Source organism: Sphingomonas sp. S6, assembly GCF_043498045.1.
Classification (GTDB): domain Bacteria; phylum Pseudomonadota; class Alphaproteobacteria; order Sphingomonadales; family Sphingomonadaceae; genus Sphingomonas.
This window is the reverse complement of sequence record NZ_JBIEOE010000012.1, coordinates 12,707-36,641: the sequence shown is the minus strand read 5'-3', so window position 1 is coordinate 36,641 and position 23,935 is coordinate 12,707. Positions and strand designations below refer to the sequence as shown.

At 67.6% G+C, this 23,935-nt stretch carries 20 protein-coding genes; 10 read left to right on the top strand and 10 right to left on the bottom strand.

What is annotated here, in order from left to right; genetic code table 11:
• Positions 1–101: 101 nt before the first annotated feature.
• On the bottom strand, positions 102–764 hold the full coding sequence (gene pdeM, locus ACGVWT_RS15240) for a ligase-associated DNA damage response endonuclease PdeM (protein ID WP_315462594.1): 663 nt from the start codon (positions 762–764) through the stop codon (positions 102–104).
• 138 nt (positions 765–902) lie between these two features.
• Between pdeM and ACGVWT_RS15235 the strand changes: the two genes are divergently transcribed.
• Complete coding sequence (locus ACGVWT_RS15235) at positions 903–2,855, top strand: potassium transporter Kup (RefSeq protein ID WP_116462908.1); 1,953 nt, start codon at positions 903–905, stop codon at positions 2,853–2,855.
• 133 nt (positions 2,856–2,988) lie between these two features.
• Here the strand turns inward: ACGVWT_RS15235 and ACGVWT_RS15230 are convergent, their stop codons facing one another.
• Together ACGVWT_RS15230 and ACGVWT_RS15225 are read right to left on the bottom strand one after the other, a co-directional pair.
• Positions 2,989–3,864 (bottom strand): aldose 1-epimerase family protein, encoded by an 876-nt coding sequence (locus ACGVWT_RS15230; RefSeq protein WP_315462593.1) that lies wholly within the window; start codon positions 3,862–3,864, stop codon positions 2,989–2,991.
• Positions 3,865–4,048: 184 nt separating this feature from the next.
• Positions 4,049–4,657 (bottom strand): L,D-transpeptidase family protein, encoded by a 609-nt coding sequence (locus tag ACGVWT_RS15225; RefSeq protein WP_315462592.1) that lies wholly within the window; start codon positions 4,655–4,657, stop codon positions 4,049–4,051.
• A gap of 210 nt (positions 4,658–4,867) precedes the next feature.
• Here ACGVWT_RS15225 and ACGVWT_RS15220 point away from each other — a divergent pair, with 210 nt between their 5' ends.
• Entirely contained in the window at positions 4,868–5,578 is a 711-nt protein-coding gene (locus ACGVWT_RS15220; RefSeq protein ID WP_017977268.1) for a murein L,D-transpeptidase catalytic domain family protein, read from the top strand.
• Positions 5,579–5,584: 6 nt separating this feature from the next.
• Here ACGVWT_RS15220 and ACGVWT_RS15215 read toward each other — a convergent pair whose 3' ends face one another.
• Entirely contained in the window at positions 5,585–6,016 is a 432-nt protein-coding gene (locus ACGVWT_RS15215; RefSeq protein WP_315462591.1) for a DUF1810 domain-containing protein, read from the bottom strand.
• 41 nt (positions 6,017–6,057) lie between these two features.
• On the opposite strand from ACGVWT_RS15215, the gene ACGVWT_RS15210 reads away from it, so the two are divergent.
• Both ACGVWT_RS15210 and ACGVWT_RS15205 read left to right on the top strand, forming a co-directional pair.
• Positions 6,058–6,585, top strand: a complete 528-nt coding sequence (locus ACGVWT_RS15210; RefSeq protein WP_243403489.1) for a hypothetical protein — start codon at positions 6,058–6,060, stop codon at positions 6,583–6,585.
• Positions 6,585–7,208 (top strand): YbhB/YbcL family Raf kinase inhibitor-like protein, encoded by a 624-nt coding sequence (locus tag ACGVWT_RS15205; RefSeq protein WP_315462590.1) that lies wholly within the window; start codon positions 6,585–6,587, stop codon positions 7,206–7,208. Before ACGVWT_RS15210 ends, ACGVWT_RS15205 begins: the two co-directional genes overlap by 1 nt.
• 404 nt (positions 7,209–7,612) lie before the next feature.
• On the opposite strand, the gene ACGVWT_RS15200 is transcribed toward ACGVWT_RS15205, so the two are convergent.
• On the bottom strand, positions 7,613–8,665 hold the full coding sequence (locus ACGVWT_RS15200) for a GGDEF domain-containing protein (protein WP_116462914.1): 1,053 nt from the start codon (positions 8,663–8,665) through the stop codon (positions 7,613–7,615).
• A gap of 64 nt (positions 8,666–8,729) precedes the next feature.
• Entirely contained in the window at positions 8,730–9,260 is a 531-nt protein-coding gene (locus tag ACGVWT_RS15195) for a peroxiredoxin (protein WP_315462589.1), read from the bottom strand.
• A gap of 71 nt (positions 9,261–9,331) precedes the next feature.
• On the opposite strand from ACGVWT_RS15195, the gene ACGVWT_RS15190 reads away from it, so the two are divergent.
• Positions 9,332–10,159: an inositol monophosphatase family protein gene (locus tag ACGVWT_RS15190; RefSeq protein WP_315462588.1), complete on the top strand. Its 828-nt coding sequence runs from the start codon at positions 9,332–9,334 to the stop codon at positions 10,157–10,159.
• A 485-nt stretch (positions 10,160–10,644) separates the two neighbouring features.
• Here ACGVWT_RS15190 and ACGVWT_RS15185 read toward each other — a convergent pair whose 3' ends face one another.
• A complete protein-coding gene (locus tag ACGVWT_RS15185; protein ID WP_315462587.1) occupies positions 10,645–12,765 on the bottom strand; it encodes an AsmA family protein in 2,121 nt (706 codons plus the stop codon).
• 170 nt (positions 12,766–12,935) lie between these two features.
• Here ACGVWT_RS15185 and rpmI point away from each other — a divergent pair, with 170 nt between their 5' ends.
• The 5 genes from rpmI (at position 12,936) to pheT (ending at position 17,680) form a co-directional block, all read left to right on the top strand.
• The gene (gene rpmI / locus ACGVWT_RS15180; protein WP_017977259.1) at positions 12,936–13,139 is read left to right on the top strand and encodes a 50S ribosomal protein L35; all 204 of its coding nucleotides are present in this window, start codon (positions 12,936–12,938) and stop codon (positions 13,137–13,139) included.
• A 12-nt stretch (positions 13,140–13,151) separates the two neighbouring features.
• A complete protein-coding gene (rplT, locus tag ACGVWT_RS15175; protein ID WP_017977258.1) occupies positions 13,152–13,517 on the top strand; it encodes a 50S ribosomal protein L20 in 366 nt (121 codons plus the stop codon).
• 207 nt (positions 13,518–13,724) lie between these two features.
• Positions 13,725–14,063, top strand: a complete 339-nt coding sequence (locus ACGVWT_RS15170; RefSeq protein WP_315462586.1) for a GIY-YIG nuclease family protein — start codon at positions 13,725–13,727, stop codon at positions 14,061–14,063.
• A complete protein-coding gene (gene pheS / locus ACGVWT_RS15165) occupies positions 14,060–15,175 on the top strand; it encodes a phenylalanine--tRNA ligase subunit alpha (protein WP_315462585.1) in 1,116 nt (371 codons plus the stop codon). The genes ACGVWT_RS15170 and pheS overlap by 4 nt, the downstream gene beginning before the upstream one ends.
• Before the next feature lie 141 nt (positions 15,176–15,316).
• Positions 15,317–17,680 carry a phenylalanine--tRNA ligase subunit beta gene (pheT, locus tag ACGVWT_RS15160; RefSeq protein WP_315462584.1) on the top strand — a complete coding sequence of 788 codons (2,364 nt, stop codon included), beginning with the start codon at positions 15,317–15,319 and terminating at the stop codon, positions 17,678–17,680.
• A gap of 332 nt (positions 17,681–18,012) precedes the next feature.
• Here the strand turns inward: pheT and ACGVWT_RS15155 are convergent, their stop codons facing one another.
• The 3 genes from ACGVWT_RS15155 to gltB all read right to left on the bottom strand — a co-directional run bounded on the left by ACGVWT_RS15155 (position 18,013) and on the right by gltB (position 23,935).
• Positions 18,013–18,375, bottom strand: coding sequence for a tRNA-binding protein (locus tag ACGVWT_RS15155; protein ID WP_315462583.1), 363 nt, complete (start codon positions 18,373–18,375; stop codon positions 18,013–18,015).
• Complete coding sequence (locus ACGVWT_RS15150) at positions 18,362–19,036, bottom strand: glutathione S-transferase family protein (RefSeq protein ID WP_017977253.1); 675 nt, start codon at positions 19,034–19,036, stop codon at positions 18,362–18,364. The genes ACGVWT_RS15155 and ACGVWT_RS15150 overlap by 14 nt, the downstream gene beginning before the upstream one ends.
• Positions 19,037–19,396: 360 nt before the next feature.
• Positions 19,397–23,935: a glutamate synthase large subunit gene (gltB, locus tag ACGVWT_RS15145; RefSeq protein WP_394427091.1), complete on the bottom strand. Its 4,539-nt coding sequence runs from the start codon at positions 23,933–23,935 to the stop codon at positions 19,397–19,399.

Genomic DNA, 23,935 nt, shown 5'->3' with positions numbered 1-23,935 from the left:
CGCCGGGATCCATGGCTTTGGCGTGGCTGGTGATGCGCGCGACGCTGCCTGCATCGTGTCCATGGATCCCGGCGTTCGCCGGGATGACGGGGAGTGTGACGTTACGCCGCGATGGGGAAGCGGAGGAGGCGTTGTTCGACCGGCACCAGCGCCTCGGCGCCCTGCCCCACTGCCTTCACCAGCGCGGGGTGATCGACGTCGAGGCCGCCGGTCAGGGCGCCGAAGGCGGGCAGCACGATCTTGCGCGGCGTCGCGACGAAGCAGCGGCGCGCGACCTGCTTGCCGCGGACGTGGAGGCGCAGCTTGGGGTGGAAATGGCCCGACAGTTCCGGGCGGCCGTCGTGCGGATCGGCCTCGTGGCGCAGGACCAGGCCGTCGACCGTCGCTTCGTCCAGCACGGTGCCGCCGCAGCGATCCTTCAGCCCGGAATCGTGATTGCCGGTGATCCACGTCCAGCGCAGCCCCTCGGTCAGCGCGCGCAGGCGCAACTGCGCCTCGGCGGGCAGCCGGTCGCAGCCGTCGCTGTCGTGGAAGCTGTCGCCGAGGCACCACAATTCCTTCGCCCCCGTCGCCGTCACGATCCGTGCGAGGTCGGCCAGCGTCGCGAGCGAGTCATAGGGCGGCAGCATCTGCCCGCGGGCGGCGAACCAGCTCGCCTTTTCGAAATGGAGGTCCGCGACCAGCAGCGCCGCCCGCGCCGGCCACCATAAGGCGCCATCCGGCAATGCGCACAGGGTCTGACCACCGAACGAAAAGGGAACCATGGCCCGCCCATGCCCGCAAAGCCCTACCCGATCAAGCCGTTACCCTGCCCTCACCCAAAGCCTCTTGCGCGGCAGGCAAATCGGCGTAAAGCGCGCCGTCCTCCCGCGCCGGGGGATTGAACAGGGGTAAAGCGCGCCATGTCGGCTGCCGTCGAAGCACCCGCTTCCGAATCCACGGGCGCGCATTCCGCGTCATCCCATCCCGCCCTGATCGGCCTGACCATCGGCGCGCTGGGCGTCGTGTTCGGCGATATCGGCACCAGCCCGCTCTATGCGTTCCGCGAGGCGCTGCAGCAATCGGCGGGCGACGGCATCGATCCGTCGGAAATCCTCGGTGTGCTCAGCCTGGCGCTGTGGACGCTGACGCTGATCGTCACGGTCAAATACGTGCTGTTCCTGATGCGCGCCGACAATCACGGCGAAGGCGGCGTGCTGGCGCTGGCGGCGCTGGCGCGCAAGTCGATCGGCGTGCGCAGCCGGATCGCGCTCGTGCTGGGCGCGGCGGGCGCGTCGCTCTTCTATGGTGATGCGATCATCACGCCGTCGCTGTCGGTGCTGTCGGCGATGGAGGGGCTGCGCACCATCCCCAGCGCCGCCAAGATGTTCGACGAAGGCACGATCCGCGCGCTGACGATCGTGATCCTGATCGCGCTGTTCTTCCTGCAGTCCAAGGGCACTGCGCGGGTCGCGTCGCTGTTCGGGCCGGTGTGCATCGTCTGGTTCCTGACGATCGGCGGGCTGGGCGCGTGGCATATCGCCGACGAGCTTTCGATCTTTCGCGTGCTGTTGCCGACCTATGGCATCCAGTTCCTCAGCACGCACGGCACGGTCGGGCTGTTCGTGCTGGGCGCGGTGTTCCTGACGGTGACGGGCGCGGAGGCGTTGACCGCGGACATGGGGCATTTCGGCAAGAAGCCGATCCGGATCGCCTGGCTGCTGCTCGTGTTCCCCGCGCTGACGCTCAACTATCTGGGGCAAGGCGCCTTTGCGCTCTCGCGCCTGGAAGCCGCCGCCGCAGCGGGCAAGCCGTTCACCAATCAGGACTGGTTCTTCCTGATGGCGCCTGAATCGATGCGCGGGCCGCTGATCGTGCTGGCGGGCTTCGCCACCGTCATCGCGAGCCAGGCGGTGATCACCGGCGCCTTCTCGCTGACGCAGCAGGCGGTGCAGCTGGGGCTGCTGCCGCGCATGAAGCTGCGGCAGACGTCGGCCTCGTTCGTCGGGCAGATCTATGTCCCCGCGATCAACTGGCTGCTGATGATCGGCGTGCTGGTGCTGATCATCCAGTTCAAGACATCCTCGGCGATGGCCGCCGCTTATGGCATTGCCGTGACGGGGACGATGGTTGTGACGACGCTGCTCGGGTATCTCGTCGCGCGGCACGTATGGCACTGGAACCGGGTGTGGGCCTTGGCGGCGGTGCTGCCGTTCCTGTGCCTCGACCTCATCTTCTTCGGCGCGAACATCCTGCGCGTGATCGAGGGCGGCTGGGTGCCACTCGCCATCGCCGCCGCGATCGGGCTGCTGATCTACACCTGGGTGCGCGGCAAGGGCATCGTGCGCGCGTTCGAGGCGCGGCAGAGCATTCCGCTCGCCGACCTGGCCGCCGCGCTCGCCAAGCGGCCGCCGGAACGCGTGCCGGGTACCGCGGTGTTCCTGACCGCCAATCCGCGATCGGCGCCGGGCGCGCTGCTCCACAATCTGAAGCACAATAAGGTGTTGCACGAGCGCAACCTCGTCGTCAGCATCCGCACGACGGACCGCCCGGTGGTGGAGCCCGAGATGCGATCGACGGTCGAGCGGCTGGACGACAATTTCGAGATCGTCGTGTTGAACTACGGCTTCATGGAATCGCCCGACGTCCCCGCCGACCTGGGCGTCGGCGGCAAGACCGAGATGCGCAGCCTGGATGCGATGAAGACCAGCTTCTTCATCGGCCGCAACACGCTGAAGCCCGAAGCGGACGTCGGTATGCCGCTGTGGCAGGACCGTATCTTCATGTTCATGCAGCGCAATGCGAGCGATCCGACCGACTTCCTGAAGATTCCGCCGGGCAAGGTGCTGGAGCTGGGCGAGCAGGTGACGGTGTAGGGCGCGCAGGACGTTACGACACTATCGCCGTCCGTCATTGCGAGCGAAGCGCGGCAATCCAGAGCCGGACCAGGACGCCCTGGATTGCTTCGCTACGCTCGCAATGACGGGATAGTGTCGAACCTCACGGTGCTCAGGCGAGCAGCGTCACCTGCATCGCGATGCGCTTCTCGCCGCCGGCCGGCACGTCGAACACGCCGGGCTTGTTGCGGAAGTCGCCGGTGAAGCCTTCGGGATCGGCGATGCCGTGCCAGGGCTCGACGCAGACATAGGCGGCGCCGGGCTTGGTCCAGATGCCGAGCATCGGCGTGTCGGGGAAGGCGATGCGCAATTGCGGGCCTTCGGGCGCGCCATAGGTCACCGCGTCGGAGCGGACGTGATCCCACACCAGCGCATCGTCGGTGAACAGGTCGTCGCGCAACTGCAGCGTGCGGCCGTCGAGCGGAGACGGGCGCGTCCCCGCGGCGATCGTGCCGTCGGCGGCGATGACGCGCAGCGCGTCGGGCTCGTCGGCGTCGAAGACGATGCGATGGGCGGCGCGGTCCTGCCCATACGGCAGCGGCCAGGCGAAGGCGGGGTGGAAGCCGAAGCTCGCGAGCATGGGCACGGTCGCGGGGTTGTGGATGCGCGCCTCGACGTGGAGCGTCGCATCCTGAAGCGTGAACGTGATGTCGAGCCGGAAGGCGAAGGGATAAGAGGCACGCGTCTCTGCACTGTCGGTCAGCGCGAAGGTGACGCTGGCGTCGGACTGCCGGACCGTGTCGAACAGGCTGTGGCGGGCGAAGCCATGCTTGGCCATCGGGTAGGACGTGCCATCGAGCCGGATCGCCTTCTCGTACGTCATGCCGATCACCGGAAACAGGATCGGCGCGTGGCCGGTCCAGAAGGCCGGATCCGCGTTGGTCATCAGTTCGCGGCCCTCGGCATCGCGCAGGTGCGTCAGCTCGGCGCCGAAGGGGTTGATCGCGGCGGTTAAATCGCCGGAGCGGATGGTGACGAGGTCGGTCATGGGCTCCAGCTGTGCGTCAGGTGTGGGGCGGCGGCAAGGGTCGGGTGGTCTCTCGACCGTCATCCCCGCGGAGGCGGGGATCCAGACTGGCAGACCTCACGGCTTACGCGCGGACATGAGAGAATATGGATCCCCGTCTTCGCGGGAACGACGGAGCTGGGGGCGTAAGCCTTCCAGCGAGCGCTCACCGCGACGCTGTCTGCAACCACGCCTCGTTGGCGGTCGCCGTTTCGCTTTGCATCGCGACGGCGTCGGCGTTGGTGGGCAGCGTCCAGCCCTCTGCGGCCGACGCGTCCGTCACCAGCACCGGCGTGCCGCGGCTGGTGATCGCGAACAGCTTCTTGGCGAAATCGGTCGGCACGCGGATGCAACCGTGCGACGCGGGGAAGCCGGGGTTCATACCGGCGTGGATCGCAACGCCGTCCCACGTCAGGCGCTGCATGAATGGCATCGGCGCGCTGTCGTACAGGTTGCTCTTATGCTTTTCCGACTTTTGCAGGATCGGGAAGACACCGACCGGCGTCTCCTTGCCGTCCTTGCCCGTCGAAACGGTGGACGCGCCGATCAGCATCGTGCCGCGATAGACATAGGCCTTTTGATCGGGGATCGAGACCACGATGCTGACCGGTTCGCTGCTGCCGCTGTCGTTCCACAGGAAGCGATTGGGGGCGAGCGACATGACCTCCGGCGCCAGGGCATCGCTGGCCGCCGTCGCGAACGCGGGGGCCGGAAGCGCCATCATCAGCGCCGCCGCGGTCAGTGCCGAAAACCATCGTGTCGATCGCTGTGCCATATCGATTCGCCCTTGACTTTCGTTTACCTTTCGCGGGTCTCAACGCGCGATATCGCGGCTGGTGCCATGACCAAATCGGATCAATCGAGCCCAACCCGCGCCGAAGCGTGCAACCGCAACGCCGACTTGGGGCTGAGACCCGCAGAATATTAAGTCCGAAGCTGCTATATGATGTCTAGCGGGCAAGAACCGGGGCATTACGGAAATTCGATGCAAAATCAGAATGATGGCGCGCGCGATCGTCGTGCGCTGCTGAAGAACGGATTGGTGCTGGCGACGACGCTGGCGATGCCGGGAACGGTCTCCGCCGCGACCCGCCGCCTGAGCCAGGCCGACCTGCGCCCGGTCAGCGAACCACCGTTGCCGGCCCCGCGTCCGCGCATGTTCGCCCAAGCCATCACCTCGCCGCGCGTCGTGCGCCCCGATCTGATGCGCCAGGCGATGGCCGCGCTGAACCAGCACGGCCGCCGCATTCCGCGCCGCGACCGGATCGCGATCGCCGACATGGCAGCCTCGTCGTCCGAGCCGCGCTTCCACCTCGTCGACCTGGTGTCGGGCAAGAGCCAGTCGTTCCTGGTTGCGCACGGCAGCGGATCGGACCCGGCGCACACCGGCTATCTGAAGCGCTTTTCGAACGAGCCCAATTCCAACGCGACCTCGCAGGGCGCGTTCGTCACCGACGATTATTACGTCGGCAAGCATGGCCGCTCGCAGCGGCTGATCGGCCTCGACGCCACCAACGACAATGCGCTGGCGCGCGCGATCGTCGTCCATTCGGCTTGGTATGCAAACAAGGACATGTTGCGCACGCACGGCATGCTCGGCCGCAGCCAGGGTTGTTTCGCGGTCGGCGAAAGCGACCTGTCCCAGGTGTTCGCGCAACTGGGCCAGGGACGGATGATCTTTTCGGCGAAGGTGTAACGCCGGTCAGCGTTCGCCGAGCAGCGCCAGCGTGTGCGAATCGCGCTGGCCGGCGTAAAAGCGGTCCAGTGCCGCATCGAACGGTGCCGGATCGTCGGTCACTGCGGCGAACAGCGTCAGCGACGAGCGGAACTTCATCGCGTCGATCCCGCCGAAGATCGCCTGCGCGTCGCCCGGGGCCGCCCTCGCCGCCTGCGTCGTGGCGAGCAGCCGGGCCCCAAGCACCGGATGCGTGAGATAGGCGCGCGCTTCGTCGGCATCACGGATCGCATAGGTTCGCGCCATTGCGCTGCTGCCCAGCCCGGCGATCTGGGGGAAGACGAACCACATCCAATGACTGGTCTTGCGCCCGGCATGCAGCTCGGCAAGCGCTTGATTCCAGACGCCTTCTTGTGCGCGAACGAAGCGATCGAGATCGGTGGCGTTGGAGCCGGTCATGCGACAGGCAACCGCCGGGGCCTGTCTTGCGTTCCATGGCAATGCGTCCGATCCTTCTCGCCATGGGCCTTGCCCCCATCCTCTGCCTCGCGGCCTGTGGCGGCGCCCGTAAGGCGGAGGCCCCCGACAATGCCGCCGCCGCCGGCTTCGTCCCGCCGCCGACGCAGATGCCCAAGCCCCTGCCCGGCCAGGCGCATGCCGATGCGCTGACCGCCTATGTCGGCAAATATCCGACCGATGCCGTCGATGGCGTCGGCTTCTACGACCGTACCGAAGTGGCGCGCGCGCTGAACGATGCGGTGGGCGACGAGCGTATTCGCCGGCGATTCGTCAACCGCGATGCGGTCACTGTGCCGATCTTCCGCACCGCCGACGGCCGCATCGCCGCGCATGGCTGCATGCCGCACGATTGCGGCGACAATGACTGGACGTTGGTGCTGGGCGCCGACGGATCGCGTGCGGAAGCCTGCTATCACGATGCCGACACGATGGGCGACCGCAGCCGCTGGTTCGCCCCCAGCAAGGCGCCGGCGATGCGGCCGGGCGACTGCCCGCAGGAGCAAGGCTGATGCTGGAACATATCCCCGCCTGGCTGGGCAAGGCGCTGTCCGACGTGCGCGCGGGCGCCGAAAAGCTGGCGATCGCGCGCGGCACGCTGGGCATCGCGATCCCGCGGATCGAGCTGATGAGCCCCGCCTTCGCCGATGGCGCGCGGCTGCCCGAACGCTTCACCGCGGACGGCGGCGGCGTGTCGCCGCCGCTGGTCTGGGGGCCGCTGCCCGAAGGCACGGCGCATCTCGCCTTGCTGGTCGAGGATGCCGACGCGCCAGCGCCGCAGCCGCTGGTCCATGCCGTCGTCTGGGGCATGCCCGCCGACACGGGCCGGCTGGAGGAAGGCGCGATCCGGGGCGATGGCGCGGGAACGCCCGAGCGCGACGTCGGCCGGAATTCCTATCTACGCGAAGGCTGGCTGCCGCCTGACCCGCCGACCGGTCATGGCAGCCATCGCTATGCCTTCCAGCTGTTCGCGCTTGATGCAGGCGTCGGCGATCCGGGCGAAACGCCCGGCCGTGCCGCGATGCTGGAGGCGATGGCGGGGCATGTGCTCGCCGCCGGGGTATTGATCGGCACCTATAGCCGGGGCGAAGATGCGCCGGTCGGGCCGATCGGGGCGGTCGCAACCGCCGGATAGGTCGTCAGCCGTTCAGCCGATCGTGCCGGTGCTCTGGCTGGCGAGGACCAGGACGGTGGTGCAGAAGGCGGACAGCGCGAGTGCGAAGCTGCGATACATGATGCGTCTCCTCAGGGCTTGCGGGGATCAGGCGATCGGCAGGACGGGGACGGCAGCGCTGATGGCGAGACCGGCGAACGCGAGAGCGGCAACGACCGAGACGGCGGCGCGCTGAGCGATATCGAAGCGGATGGACATGGTCTTTTTCCCTTTTGGTGCGGCGAGCGAACCGTTCGTCGCCGCATGCCAGGGACTTTGCAGTCATCGTGCCAAATGCAAAAAACCGCGGATTTGCGCGGTTTTCTTCGTCTTCTCAAATTGAGTTGGGAAATTCCGCCACGGCGATGGCGCGCTTTACGCCAATATCAGGCGGCGCACACCCGGTCGCGGCCATCGCTCTTCGCGGTGTAGAGCAAGCGGTCGGCGCGTTCGAACGCGGCATCGATCGTCTCGCCTGTCTGTACGGCGGTCACGCCGATCGACAGCGTCACCTGACCCAGCGGCTTGTCGGTTTCGCGGAGGCGGAATCGCTTGCCGGCGATGACACTACGCGCCCCGTCGAGGTGCGCGGCGGCATCGGCGAGGGTTAGGCCGTGGATCAGAATGGCGAATTCCTCGCCGCCGTGGCGGACGACGAGATATTTCTGGCATTCCTCGCTGAGCGTGCGCGCGACGGCGGACAGGACGCGGTCGCCGATCTGGTGGCCGTGCGCGTCGTTGATCCGCTTGAACCGGTCGATATCGCAGACCGCGAGGCAGAAGGGCCCTTCGAGTTCGCGGCGATGGTCGAACGCCTCGCCGAAGGCACGGCGGTTGGGCAGGCCGGTGAGCGCGTCGCGGCGGGCGGTGTCGTTCGCCTCGGCGAGCTTGGCGCGGAGCGTTTCCGCCTCGCGTGTCGCCTGATCGAGCCGCACTTCGGCATCGCGCACGCGGGCCAGCATCGTGCCGGCGATGCGCGCGATCGCGTCGAGACCGGCCGGCCCCGCCGTGTCGATCGCCGCCGCGCTTTCGGCGAGGTCGGCGCCGAAATCGCGCGTCTGATCCTGCATCGCCCGCATCATCGTCGCGAAATCGTCGACCTGCGCCTGGGTCGCTTCGACCAGGCGGACCGCCTCGTCCTCGACCTCCGACTGGTGATCGCGGTAGCTGGGGCGCGGCGGCTCCACCTCAGGCTGCACCGCGGCCCCCAGCATCACGCGCCCGCCGAGCTTTTCGATGTCGGAGCGGCTGAGGCGGAAGCCGCCATCGGTCAGCCGCATCACCGCCTGCGCGATCGCACCGTCGGGATTGGTGATGACATCATAGGCGAAGGTGTAATGGGCCGGCTCGGGGCTGAGGCCCTGAGACGCGAGAAAGTCGCCGATTCGGGTGAATAGATCACCCTTGCCGTCCTTTCGCGCTGCCAACGGCCCGTTCATTTACGCCCTTTCCGGTGTTCCGCGATGTGTACCCGCGAAATGTTATCAGGAAGTTTCCGTGGCTTCACTTCGCTGCGAGGCGACGAACCGCGGCGAGCGTCAACGCCACATGCTGCGCGGGGTTCATATCGTCGTGCACGAAAGCGACCTTGCCATCGCGGCCAATGACATAGCTGGTCCGCTTGGTCAGCGCGCGGCCGCCGGCGTTGAGCGCGACGTCGTAATTCTTGATCACCGCCGGCCCCGCGCTCGCCACCGCGAACTTGCCCGCGCACTTTTCCGCCGAGAAGCGCTGCAGCGTCGGCACGTCGTCGGCCGACATGCCGATCACGGTCGCACCGGCCTTCTGGAATTCGGGGATCGCCTCGGCAAAGGCATGCGCTTCGGCATTACAGCCGCCGGTGAAGGCCGCGGGGAAGAAATAGAGGACGACCGGCCCCTTCTTCAACTGCTGGGCGAGATCGATGCCGACGACCTGGCCGGCGACGGCGCCGCGGGTGGCGAAGGTCGGCGCCTTCGCGCCCACCGGCAGACCGGCGATGGCGGGGGTGGCGACAAGCGCCATCGTGGCAATAGCGGCGGAAAACAGACGCATGGCAGGGATCCTCTCGCAAAGACGTGACCGGACCCTAGCGCCTGGCCTTGCCCCGCGATAGGGCTGCGATCATGCCGATTACCGCCGCCGATATCCAGCTCGCCCAGCGCCTCGCCGACGCCGCCGGCGCGGCGATCCGCCCCTATTTCCGCGCCGACCACGGCGTCGAGCTGAAGGACGACCGGTCGCCCGTGACCCGCGCCGATCGCGAGGCGGAGGCGGCGATGCGCCGGCTGCTGGATGCCGAGGCGCCGGGCGACGGCGTGATCGGCGAGGAATATGGCACCAAGGACGGCGTGACGGGGCGGCAATGGGTGCTCGATCCCATCGACGGCACGCGCAGTTTCACGGTGGGGCGCGCGATCTTCGGGACGCTGATCGCGCTGGTCGAGGACGGTTGGCCGCTGCTCGGAATCATCGACCAGCCGGTGCAGCGCGAACGCTGGCTGGGCATCGCGGGCCGGCCGACGACGTTCAACGGCAAGCCCGCGCGCACGCGATCCTGCGCCCAGCTGGAGGGCGCGATCGTCGCCACCACCAGCCCGCACCTGTTCGCGGATGGCGACGTGCCGCATTACATGGCGCTGGTCGCCGCCGCCTCGGGCGGCCACGCGCGGCAGGGGCCGGTCTATGGCGGTGACTGCTACAATTACGGGCTGCTCGCGAGCGGGCACCTCGACGTGGTCGCGGAATCCGGGCTGCAACTCTATGACTTTGCCGCGCTGGTACCGGTGGTCGAGGGCGCGGGCGGGCGGATGTGCGACTGGAACGGCGACCCGCTGACCGCGGCGAGCGCGGGCCATGTGCTGGCGATCGGCGACCCGGCGCGGACGGACGACGTGCTCGAGGCGCTGCGCGCGGCGCATGGGCATGATCACGGGGATGGCCACGGGCATTAAGCCCGCCCCGCCTGACGAAAGTGAGAACGACAGTCTTGGCGGTAGGTGTGCGAACGTCCGCCTCAGACGGCCCGTCATTCCCGCGCAGGCGGGAATCCATAACCTCTGACGTTGCGGCTTAAGGCGCGAGGGTAGCGTGTCTGGATTCCCGCCTGCGCGGGAATGACGGATTGGTAGAGAGCTCCCCTCGCCTCACCCGTCATCCCGGCGGAGGCCGGGATCCATGGTGGCGGTGGCGGCAGCGTGTACGCGCCGACGCTTATGGTGCGCTGTCCATGGATCCCGGCCTCCGCCGGGATGACGGAGTGGGGTTACAGCGCGTCTGGGGGCAGTGGGCTAACGTGCGCCCCACACGGCCCGTCATTCCCGCGAAGGCGGGAATCCATAACCTCTGACGTTGCGGCTCGAGGCGCGCGGGTAGCGTGTCTGGATTCCCGCCTTCGCGGGAATGACGGCGTGGTGGAGGGGGCACGAGTGCTCCCCCCTCAGAAGATCCCCAGGAACTTCTTACGCTGGGTCTTGCGTTCGCCGCCGGACGCCTTGCCATTCTCTTCCTTGGCGGTCGTGCCGTGGCCGACGTCGTCGCGGGGGGCGCCCTTGGTCGTGCGCTGCGCCGCGGCGGTGGCGCCGGCGAGGACCGGACCGCAGGCCGCCGCCTTGGCGTCGCCGACGTCGACGAACGCTAGGATACCCGCCACGGGCGTTGCGACCACCGCCAGCCCCAGGCCGGCGCCGGCGCGGCCGAGCAGCTGGTTACTGATTACATCGAGCTTGGGATGCGCGAAGGTGCCGCCGATGCCGACGGGCGACTGCCCTGAGAACAGGCTGAATTTCTTGCCGTCCGCCCGGATGGCGAGGTCGACGCCCTCGGTCCGGAAGCTGAAGCCGCCGCGGCCGAGGATCACGTTCTTCGACGTGTCGATCAGGATCGGGTCCGCCGCCGCGACGCCGCCGCGTACGGTGAAGCCGACGAGCCCGCAGTTGATCCGCACCGGCTCCTTCAATTTGTCCTCGAACATCTTCTGCACGAAGGTGCCGACGTCGAGTTCGGACAATTGCGCATTGCCGGTCGTCAGATCGCCGCGGGGGATGACGAAGGCGATGCGCCCGCGCGCGGTGCTGAGCGAATCGTGGATCGTGTCGCCGCGCCCGTCGAGCCGGATGCGACCGTGGATCGTCCCCGTCGTCCCCGCCTCGGCGACACCATAGCCCTTGAGCAGCCGGCCGAGCGGCGTCGGCGTCAGGCGGATGTCGTAGCGGACCGCCGATGGCCGTGCGCGCGTGTCGAACACCACATCGCTTGCGACATTGCCGCGCGCCATCGCGAAGGTGAGCGGCGACAGCGCCAGCCGCCCGTTCTTCAGCGCCAGCGTCAGGTCGACGTTGCTGATCGGCACGTTGCGCGATCGCACGACGCCGACCGTCCACCTGAGATCGGCATCGAAGCGCTGCATCGTCGCGATCGGCAGCGCCGCGTCGGGCAGCAGCCGGCCGCTCGCCGCACCGGCCGCCGCCGCGGCGGCCTCCGCACCCTTGGTCGCGACGATATCGGGATTGTAGCCGATGAAGGGCGCGGCATCGATGATGTCGAGGCGCTTGGTCGCAAGCATGGAGTCGAGGTGCAGCCGCTCGCCCGTCGTCACGGTGAGCGTGCCGGCAAGGTCCGTCGCGCCCGCCACCCCGGTAAGGCGCGTGAAGCGATAGTCGGCGCCGTCCTTCACCATTTGGCCTCGAACGCGATAGGTTCGGGTGTTAGGGATGGCGACGCCGATGATGCCGAGCAGATCGGCCATGTTGCGCCCGCGCGCGGCGACCGACAGCGGCACGCCCTCGATCTCGGCGAGCGAGGGCAAGGTGCCCGCAACGTCGATGACGTTCCCCGCCGCACGCATCCGCGCGACCAGCTGGTTCTGGCCGCGGTTCACCGTCGCATCGGGGGTCAGCAGCCGCGCGGTCAGCGTGAAGGGCGCGGTGCGGATACGGCCGGTGCCCTGCACGCCCACCGACTTGCCGATGCGCGCGTCGGTCGACCGGATGTCGGCGATGGAAAGATCGGCGAGAACCTGCATGCGCGGGTCGACGTAGCGCACGGTCGTGCCGCGCACGTTGGCGACGTCGATACGCGGGAAGTCGAGCGGCTTCCCGCCCTTTTTCTCGCTGAACGTCCAGGTGTTGGTGCTGTGGTCGGGCTTCCATTCGAGGTCGACCTTGCCGTCGACCAGATCGAGCCAATAGAGCCGGCGCTTGCCCCACAGGAGCGACAGCGGCGCGATACGCGTGTCGATCCGCGCCGCGTCGAACAGATAGGGGCGGCTGGCCCAAGAGGGGTTGGCGATCGTCATCCGTTCGGCGACGAACTTGATCTTGAACGGCGCGAAATAGAGCTGGAAGTCGCCATCGATGCGCACCGCGCGATGCGTCTGGCCGCCGACGAATCGTTCGAAGGACGCGCGCAGGAAGCGACCCTTGGTGATATAGAGCACCAGCCAGATCGCGACGATCAACGTGATGACCGCGAGCACGATGTTGCGCGCGATTCGCCACGCACGGCGGCGGCGGCGCGCGGGCGGAATCGTCTGGGACGAGGCGGAAGCGGGCGTCTCCATCGAGTGGCCAAGCGCGCACGCCCTCGTTCCGGTTCCGCATCGGTCCCCGTCCTTGCGTTTTGCGCGCGGCGGCGGTAAGGGGCCCGCTTCCCGAGCGAGGCGCTACAGGACTGCCCGGCCATCAAGGGCTGCCGCGGCTGTCCATGCCTGCTCATAGCGAAAGGACCAAAATGCCCAAGCTCAAGACCAAGAGCGGCGTCAAGAAGCGCTTCAAGCTGACCGCCAGCGGCCTGCTGAAGCACGGCGTCGCCGGCAAGCGCCACCGCCTGATTTCGCACAACAGCAAGTACATCCGCCAGAACCGCGGCACCAAGGTGCTGTCGAAGGCCGACACCGCGACGGTGAAGGCCTGGGCGCCGTACGGCCTCAAGTAAGGAGATCAGGACATGGCACGCGTCAAGCGGGGCGTAACCACTCGCGCCAAGCACAAGAACATCCTGTCTCAGGCGAAGGGCTATTACGGCCGTCGCAAGAACACGATCCGTATCGCTCGCCAGGCCGTCGAAAAGGCCGGCCAGTATGCGTATCGCGACCGCAAGGTGAAGAAGCGGACCTTCCGTGGTCTGTGGATCCAGCGCATCAACGCCGGCGTCCGCGCGGAAGGCCTGACCTATTCGCAGTTCATGCACGGCCTGAAGCTCGCCAACATCGACCTGGACCGGAAGGTCCTGGCCGACATCGCGATGCACGAGACGGCGGCCTTTGCCGCGATCGTCGCGCAGGCGAAGGCGGCTCTGCCCCAGGCCGCGTAACGCGCCTGACGGACGGCATGCGAAGGGGCGTCGGTGGCAACACCGGCGCCCTTTTTGGTTCTTGTTCTCCCCTCGTCATCCCGGCGCACGCCGGGATCCATGGACTCGGGCCGTTCGCGTTTGCGTGCTACCATCGGCCACACCCCCTCCATGGATCCCGACTTTCGTCGGGATGACGAAGGTGGGGGCCAGAAGGGGCAACCCATCATGCGCGACGTCTTCCAGCCTTGCGTCTACATCCTCGCCAGCCGTCGACATGGCACGCTCTACATTGGCGTCACCTCAAACCTGCTCGTACGCCTCGTCCAGCATCGCGAGGGCTTGATCCCCGGCTTCACCAAGGCATACGGCGTGCACCGCCTCGTCTGGTATGAGGTGCACGCCACGATGGAAGCCGCCATCGTGTGCGAGAAGCGGCTGAAAGAATGGCGGCGCGCGTGGAAGATCGAGCTGATTGAAGCGCAGAACGAAGACTGGGGCGATCTCGGCGTCGGATTGGGGCTTGCCCCCCTGCCGCCGGTCCCGACGAAAGAGAGCATGACGTGACCCAAAACCTCGACACCCTGCGCGGCCAGCTGATCGCCGCGATCGATTCGGCGACCAGCCTCGATGCGCTCGAGGCGGTGCGGGTCGAGGCGCTCGGCAAGCAGGGCAGCGTCACCACGCTGCTGAAGACGCTGGGCAAGATGAGCCCCGAGGAGCGCCAGGTCGAAGGCCCGCGGATCAACGGCCTACGCGAAGCGGTTGCGACCGGCATCGCCACTCGCAAAGAGGCGCTGGAGCGCGCGGCGCTGGATGCGCGGCTGGCGAGCGAGACGCTCGACATGACGCTACCCGCCGATGCGCCGCTCGCCGGCACCGTCCACCCGGTCAGCCAGGTGATGGACGAGCTGGCCGAAGTCTTCGCCGATTTGGGCTTCGCGGTCGCGACGGGGCCGGAGATCGAGACCGACTGGCATAATTTCAGCGCGCTCAACATTCCCGAAACGCATCCGGCGCGTGCGATGCACGACACCTTCTACCTGCAACAGGGAATCGACGCGAAGGCGGACGGCAGCTTCGACGAGCGCGCGACCTTCTCGCTGCTGCGCACGCATACGTCGCCGGTGCAGATCCGCACGATGCTGAACCAGCAGCCGCCGATCCGCATCATCGCGCCGGGCCGCACCTATCGCTCCGATTCGGATGCGACGCACACGCCGATGTTCCATCAGGTTGAAGGTCTGGTAATCGACAAGGGCATCACGCTCGGCCACCTGAAGTGGACGCTGGAGACGTTCCTGAAGGCGTTCTTCGAGCGCGACGACATCGTGCTGCGCCTGCGCCCGAGCTATTTCCCGTTCACTGAACCGTCGGCGGAAGTCGACGTCGGCTATACGATCGAGAAGGGCAAGCGCGTGATCGGCGGGTCGGGTGGCGGCTGGATGGAGGTGCTGGGCAGCGGCATGGTCCATCCGAAGGTCATCGAGGCGTGCGGGCTCGACCCGAACGAGTGGCAGGGCTTTGCCTTCGGCTGCGGGATCGACCGGCTCGCCATGCTGAAATACGGCATGGACGACCTCAGGCCCTTCTTCGACGGCGATATCCGCTGGTTGAAGCATTACGGCTTTTCCAGCCTGGACGTGCCGACGCTGTCGGGCGGCGTCGGGGCGGCGTAAGGCCGCGCGCCCCTATCCGTCATCCCGGCGAAAGCCGGGACCCATGGACAGCGGGACAACAATTGGGACACGGACCGCGCGCCTCACACCGCTCGGGTCCATGGATCCCGGCCTTCGCCGGGATGACGAAGGTAAAGCGACATGAAATTCACCCTCTCCTGGCTCAAGGACCACCTCACCACCGATGCGAGCCTCGACGATATCGTCGACGGCCTGACGCGCATCGGGCTGGAGGTGGAGGGCGTCCACAATCCCGGCGAGGCGCTGCAGGCGTTCCGCGTCGCGCGTATCCTGTCCGCCGAGCGCCACCCGCAGGCGGACAAGCTGCAGGTGCTGAGCGTCGATGCGGGTGACGGCCCGATGCAGGTCGTCTGCGGGGCGCCCAATGCGCGCGCTGGCCTCGTCGGCGTGTTCGGCGCGCCGGGCGCCTATGTCCCCGGCCTCGACGTGACGCTGAAAGTTGCGGCGATCCGCGGCGTCGAATCGAACGGCATGATGTGTTCGGCGCGCGAGCTGGAGATCGGCGAAGGCCATGACGGCATCATCGAACTGCCCGAGGATGCGCCGGTCGGCACCCCCTACCCCGATTATGCCGGGCTGAACGATCCGGTCATCGACGTGTCGATCACGCCCAATCGGCAGGATTGCATGGGCGTCCACGGCATCGCGCGCGACCTCGCCGCCGCCGGCCTCGGCACGTTGGTGCCGCCGACCATACCCGCGATCGACGCGCAAGGCCCCGGCCCGGACGTGCGGATCGAGGATGCCGCCGGCTGCCCGGCCTTCTATGCGCAGGCGGTCACCGGCCTGACCAATGGCGAGGCGCCGGAATGGATGCGCCAGCGGCTGACCGCGATCGGGCAGAAGCCGATTTCGACCTTGGTCGACATCACCAACTACATGACGGTCGACCTGGGACGGCCGCTGCACGTCTACGACCGTGCGAAGCTGACCGGCGGCCTCGTCGCGCGTCAGGCGCGCGACGGCGAGACGATCGAGGCACTGAACGGCAAGACCTATACGCTCGCCAAGGGCATGACCGTCATCGCCGACGACGCCGGCGTCCACGACATCGGCGGGATCATGGGCGGCGAGCATTCCAGCGTCACGGCCGAGACGACCGACGTCCTCATCGAATGCGCCTATTTCGCCCCCGATGCGATCGCCCGCACGGGCCAGGCGCTCACCCTGACCAGCGATGCGCGCCAGCGGTTCGAACGCGGCGTCGACCCGGCGTTCCTCGACGACGGCCTCGCGATCGCGACCTTCCTCGTCCAGCATTATTGCGGCGGCACGGCGAGCGGCGTCACGCGGGCAGGCGAGCCGCCGGTGGCGCCGCGGACGATTCGCTATGATCCGGCACGCGCGGAAACGCTGGGCGGCCTTGCCGTGGCGCCGGAGCGGCAGCGCGAGATCCTCGAACGGCTCGGCTTCGCGGTCGATGGCGACTGGACCGTCACCGTGCCGACGTGGCGCCGCGACATCGACGGCCCCGCCGATCTGGTCGAGGAAGTGATCCGCATCGAGGGCATCGACAAGGTCGCGCCCGTCGCGCTGCCGCGCACGCCCGGCGTCGCGCGCCCGACCGCCACGCCCGAGCAGAAGCTGGAACGGCGCGTCCGCCGCGCCGCCGCCGCGCGCGGGCTGGACGAGGCGGTGACGTGGAGCTTCCTCAGCGACGCGCAGGCCGCGCCGTTCGGCGGGGGCACGTGGAGCCTCGCCAACCCGATCAGCGAAGACCTGAAGGTCATGCGTCCGTCGCTGCTACCCGGCCTGCTGTCGGCGAGCGCGCGCAACCTGAAGCGCGGGATCGCCGCGGTGCGGCTGTTCGAGATCGGGCGCCGCTATCTCGCCGACGGCGAACATCCGACCGTCGGCGTCGTGCTGGCGGGCAACGCGCGCGAGCGCGGCTGGCGCGCGGGCAAAGCTGCGGGCTTCGATGCCTATGACGCCAAGGCGGAGGCGCTGGCGCTGCTCGCCGCGGCGGGGGCGCCGGTCGACAATCTGCAGGTGATGGGGGAAGCTGGGGATGCGTGGCACCCCGGCCAGTCGGGCACGCTGCGGCTGGGGCCGAAGACCGTACTGGCGCGCTTCGGCATGCTGCACCCCAGCCTGCTCAAGGCGTTCGACCTCGACGGCGCGGTCGCGGCGGTGGAAGTGTATCTCGATGCGCTACCCGCCAAGCGCATGAGCGGCTTCATGCGGCCGGCCTTCGCGCCGCCGGCGCTGCAATCGGTGCGCCGCGACTTCGCCTTCCTGGTGCCGCAGGGCGTCAGCGCCGACGCACTGGTGCGCGCGGTGCGATCGGCGGACAAGGCGGCGATCACGGGAGCACGCGTGTTCGACGTGTTCACGGGCGCGGGCGTCGACGAGGGGTTCAAGTCGGTCGCGGTGGAGGCGGTGCTGCAACCCGCCGACAAGAGCTTCACCGATGAGGCACTGAAGGCCATCGCCGACAAGATCGTCGCGGCAGCGGCGAAACAGGGTGCGGTGCTGCGGAGCTGATCCGCGGCACCGCGGGCGGCACGGGCGGGAGACTCGACCTGCCCGTACGCGTCACCTCAGCGCAGGCTGGGGTCTTTGCGCGCGCCATCACTGAAAGATCCCAGCCTGCGCTGGGATGACGGCTGGTTCTGGGCGGATGCATGAGCCGGGAGTCGAAGCGACATTCGATGTCGCGCGCATTCCTTCCCGCCATGGGGAGGTGCCATCCAAGGCGGTGACGGGGGGTGCGGAAAAACGCCCCTAGCACGATGCCTTGCCCTGACCTCCCCCTCCGTCATGCCTTGCGGCATGCCACCTTCCCCTCGCGGGGGAGGACTTGACGGTGCTCGACGCTAGAAGAGGCGGCCGCCGTTCGGCACCGGCTGATCGGGGGCGATCAGCACCACCTTGCCGTCCGCATCGGGGAAGCCGAGCGTCAGCACCTCGGACATGACCGGCCCGATCTGGCGCGGCGGGAAGTTGACCACCGCGGCGACCTGGCGGCCGACCAGGCCCTCGGGCGTGTAATGCGTGGTGATCTGCGCCGACGACCGTTTGATGCCGATGCCCTCGCCGAAATCGATGCGCAGCTTGATCGCGGGCTTGCGCGCTTCGGGGAAGGGTTCGGCGGCGACGATGGTGCCGACGCGGATGTCGACGCGCTCGAACTCGGCGAACGTCAGCGGGTCGGGGCCGAGCGGATCAGAAGTCGACATTGTCGTAATGCGCCGGAGGGCCGATCAATTCCATCCGCTCGGACAGCAGCGGGCGGAAGCTGGGGCGGCTCTTGAACCCGCGATACCAGCGTGCGGTCTGGTCATGCCCCTTCCAGTCGATGCCGCCGAGATAATCGGCGACCGAAATTTGCGCCGCGGCGGCGAGGTCTGCGAGGCTCATCGTCGCGCCGCCCAGCCAGTTGCGGTGATCGAGCAGGTAATCGGTGTAATCGAGGTGGCTGACCGCCGCCTTCATCGCCTCGCGCAACCCCTTGGCATCGGGCGAGGCGCGATGGGCGAGCCGCTTGACGACGCGCTCGTGCAGCAGCGGCCCGGTGACGTCGCGATAGAAATGCGTGTCGAACCACGTCACCAACCGGCGGATTTCGGCACGATTGGCGGCGGTGCCGTTGATCGTCGCCGCCTTGTCGACCGTCTCTTCGAAATATTCGCAGATCGCCATCGAATCGATCAGCGGCGCGCCGGGGCGGCTCGCATCGACCATCACCGGCGTTTCGCCCGCGGGGTTCATGTCCATGAACTCGTCGCGCCGCTCCCACGGCGATTCGCGCACCAGCTGATAGCCGATGCCCTTTTCACCGAGCAGCAGCCGCACCTTGCGGCTGAACGGGCACAGGGGGAATTGATAGAGCTGCCACATGCCTGCGGTGTTAGAAGCATGGGCGGATGGAGGGAAGCAGCGATGACCTTAGATGACGGTGTTCACGTCATCGATGGCGTGATCCACATCGACCATGCGGAGATCGAAGCCGGGCTGCGCGCGTTGGCAGGTCACCGTTGAGAAGGCGTTGGGGATCGTCCTGCGCAACGCCATGGCAGAGCGGGGACGCGAGATGCCGGGCCAGTCGACGGTGGTGGGATAGAGACGCTCCCTTTCATTCGTCATTCCGGCGCACGCCGGAATCTATGGATGCGTACGGCTGATGATGCGCGCTAATGCGACTGCACCGCCTCCATGGATCCCGGCGTGCGCCGGGATGACGAAATGAGGTTTACTCCCCTATTCCGCCGCCACCGCTTCGACCGTGTCGTCGAGCGGGTGCGTCTGGCGGGATAGCATTTCCTTCGGGATCACCTGCCAGAAATCGCCAGCGATCCGGTCCCAGTCGGCAAGCAGGCTCTTCGACCATTTGCTGTCGGTTGCCTTGGCATGACGCTCGACGAGGTCCTTGAGCACGCCTTCCCAATGCGCCGACGCCAGCCGCTGCCAGACGATGCTGTCGGGGTTGGCGCGGCGTTGGAAGGTCGCGTGCGGATCGTAGACGAAGGCCATGCCGCCGGTCATGCCCGCACCGAAGTTCTGGCCGACCGTGCCCAGCAGCACCGCGACGCCGCCGGTCATATATTCGCAGCCGTTGGCGCCGCAGCCCTCGACTACCACGGTCGCGCCCGAATTGCGCACTGCGAAGCGTTCGCCCGCCTGCCCCGCCGCCAGCAGCGTGCCGCTGGTCGCGCCGTAGAGGCAGGTGTTGCCGGCGATCGTATTGTCCTGGCTGGCGAGCGGTGACGACACCGCAGGCCGCAGGATGATCGTGCCGCCCGACAACCCCTTGCCGACATAATCGTTGGCGTCGCCGAACACCTCCAGCGTGATGCCCTTGCACAGGAAGGCGCCGAGCGATTGGCCGGCGGAGCCGCGCAGGCGGATCGTGACGTGGCCATCCGCAAGCTTGCTCATGCCGAAGCGGCGCGTGATCTCGCTCGACAGGCGCGTGCCGACCGCGCGGTGCGTGTTGCGCACCGAATAGGTCAGCTGCATCTTCTCGCCGCGGCTGAAGACGGCGGCGGCATCCTTGATGATCTGCGCATCCAGGCTGTCGGGCACGTCGTTGCGGAAGGTCGACAGGCTGAAGCGGCGCTCGGCGTCGGTCGCGTCGACCTTGGCGAGGATCGGGTTGAGATCCAGGTCATCGAGATGTTCGGCACCGCGGCTGACCTGGCGGAGCAATTCGGTGCGGCCGATCACCTCGTCGAGGCTGCGCACGCCCAGGCGGGCGAGGATGTCGCGCACCTCTTCGGCGATGAAGGTCATCAGGTTGATGACCTTTTCGGGCGTGCCGACGAACTTGCTGCGCAGCGCCTCGTCCTGCGTGCAGACGCCGACCGGGCAGGTGTTCGAATGGCACTGACGCACCATGATGCAGCCCATCGCCACCAGCGACAGCGTCCCGATACCGAACTCTTCCGCGCCGAGGATCGCGGCGATGACGATGTCGCGGCCGGTCTTGAGACCACCATCGGTGCGCAGGCGCACGCGACCGCGCAGGCCGTTGAGGGTGAGGACCTGATTGACCTCGGAAAGGCCCATTTCCCATGGCGTGCCAGCGTATTTGACGCTCGTCTGCGGGCTCGCGCCCGTACCGCCGACATGGCCGGCGACCAGGATGACGTCGGCATGCGCCTTGGCGACGCCCGCCGCGACGGTGCCGATACCCGACGAGCTGACCAGCTTGACGCAGACACGCGCGCGCGGGTTGATCTGCTTCAGGTCGTAGATCAGCTGCGCGAGGTCTTCGATCGAATAGATGTCGTGGTGCGGCGGCGGGCTGATGAGCGTCACGCCCGGCGTCGCATGACGCAGCTTGGCGATGAATTCGGTCACCTTGAAGCCGGGCAGCTGCCCGCCCTCGCCGGGCTTGGCGCCCTGCGCGACCTTGATCTCGATCTCTTCGCAGGCGTTGAGATATTCCGCCGTCACGCCGAAACGGCCGGAGGCGATCTGCTTGATCGTCGAATTGGCGTTGTCGCCGTTTTCGTAGGGGCTGAAGCGCTTCACGTCCTCGCCCCCCTCGCCCGACACCGCCTTGGCACCGATGCGGTTCATCGCGATCGCCAGCGTTTCGTGCGCTTCGGGCGACAGCGCGCCCAGCGACATGCCCGGGGTGACGAAGCGCTTGCGGATTTCGGTGATCGCCTCGACCTGGTCGACCGGCACGCCTTCGGCGGGGAAGTTGAACTGGAGCAGGTCGCGCAGATAGACCGGCGGCAGATCGGCGACGCCGCGGCTGAACTGCAGATACTGCGTATAGCTGTCGGTCGACACCGCGGTCTGCAACAGGTGCATCAGTTGCGCCGAATAGGCGTGTGTCTCGCCGGTGTGGCGTTGGCGGTAGAAGCCGCCGATCGGCAGCTTGGCGACGCCTTCGTCCCATGCCTGTTCGTGGCGGACGATCGCGCTATAGTGGAGCGAGTTATAGCCTTCGCCACTGATCTTCGCGGGCATGCCGGGGAACAGATCGTTGACCAGGCTGCGGCTGAGGCCGACTGCTTCGAAATTATAGCCGCCGCGATAGCTGGAGATCACCGCGATCCCCATCTTGCTCATGATCTTGAGCAGGCCTTCCTCGATCGCGGTGCGGTGGCGCTTGAGGCATTCGTCGAGGCTGAGGTCGCCGAACAGCCCGCGGGTGTGGCGGTCGACGATCGCGGCTTCGGCGAGATAGGCGTTCACCGTCGTCGCGCCGACGCCGATCAGCACCGCATAATAATGCGTGTCGAGGCATTCGGCCGAGCGGACGTTGATCGAGGCGTAGGAGCGCAGGCCGCGACGGACGAGGTGCGTATGCACCGCCGCCGCCGCCAGCACGCCGGCGATCGCGATCCGGTCTTCGGAGACGTGCTCGTCGGTCAGGAACAATTCGCTCTTGCCCTGGCGCACCGCCTGTTCGGCCTCGTTGCGGATGCGCTGGATCGCGGCGCGCAGCTTTTCGGGGCCGCCATCGGCATCGAAGGTGCAGTCGATCTCGGTCGCGGTGCGCGCGAAATGCGCGCGCAGCCGGGCCCAATGCTGGCCGGTGAGCACCGGCGAATCGAGCACGAGCACGCGGTCGCGCTGATCCTCGGTATCGAGGATGTTGGCGAGATTGCCGAAGCGCGTCTTGAGCGACATGACATAGCGTTCGCGCAAGGAATCGATCGGCGGGTTCGTCACCTGGCTGAAGTTCTGGCGGAAGAACTGGCTGATCAGGCGCGGCTTGTCGCTGATGACGGCGAGCGGCGTGTCGTCGCCCATCGAGCCGACGGCTTCCTTGCCGGTTTCGACCATCGGCGCGAGGATCAGCTCCATATCCTCCAGCGTCTGGCCGGCGGCGACCTGACGGCGGGTCAGGCCGGCGCGATCGTAGCGGACCAGCGCATCGGGCACGTCGGGCAGATCGTCGAGCGTGTGGAATTCGCCGATCATCGCGGCATAGTCATGCTCGCCGGCGATGCGATCCTTGACCTCGCGGTCGTTCATCACCCGGCCTTCGTCGAGGTCGACCGCAATCATCTGGCCCGGCCCCAGCCGGCCCTTGGCGACGATCGTCGATTCGGGAACGACGACCATGCCGGTTTCCGATCCGACGATCAGCAGACCGTCCGAGGTGCGCGTGTAGCGCAGCGGGCGCAGCGCGTTGCGGTCGACGCCGGCCACCGCCCAGCGCCCGTCGGTCATCGCGAGCGCGGCGGGGCCGTCCCACGGCTCCATGACGGAGGCGAGATACTGGTACATGGCGGCGTGATCGGCGGGGACGTCGGTATCCTTCTGCCACGCCTCGGGCACCAGCATGATCTTCGCGGTCGGCGCGTCGCGGCCGGAGCGGCAGATCGTTTCGAACACCGCATCGAGCGCCGCGGTGTCGCTGGCGCCCGCCGGGATCACCGGCTTGATGTCTTCCGAATGCTCGCCGAACGCGAGGCTCGCCATGCGGATTTCATGGCTGAGCATCCAGTTCTTGTTGCCGCGAACGGTGTTGATCTCGCCATTGTGCGCGAGGCAACGGAACGGCTGCGCCAGCCACCATTGCGGGAAGGTGTTGGTGGAATAGCGCTGGTGGAAGATCGCGACGCGCGATTCGAAGCGCTGGTCCTGCAGATCGGGATAGAAGACCGACAGGCTCTCGGCGAGGAACAGCCCCTTGTAAACGATCGAGCGGCACGACAGCGAACAGATGTAGAAGCCCTGGATCTGCGCGGCGATGACGCGCTTTTCGATCCGGCGGCGGACGAGATACAGGGTCTTTTCGAATTCGGCGGCATCGACGTCATCCGGCATCGGGCCGGCGATCATGATCTGCTCGATCTCGGGCCGCGTCGCCTGCGCCTTCATGCCGATGACCGACACGTCCACCGGCACCTGGCGCCAGCCGTATATCGTATAGCCCGCCTCGATGATCGCGCTCTCGACGATCGTGCGGCAGGTTTCCTGCGCGCCGAGGTCGGTGCGCGGCAGAAAGATCATGCCGACCGCGAGCCGGTTGGGCAGCACCTTGTGCCCCGATGCGACCACCGCATCGTCGAAGAAGCGGTGCGGCAGGTCGATATGGATGCCCGCGCCGTCGCCGGTCTTGCCGTCGGCATCCACCGCACCGCGGTGCCACACCGCCTTCAGCGCATCGACCGCCGACTGCACGACGCGCCGCGAGGCGCGGCCATCGGTGGCGGCGACGAGGCCGACGCCGCAGGCATCGCCCTCGCTATCGGGGCGGTACATGCCGTGTTCGGCGAGATAGGCGCGCTGGTCGGTCTTCATGGGGTCGGTCTTCAGGGAGTCGGTCAT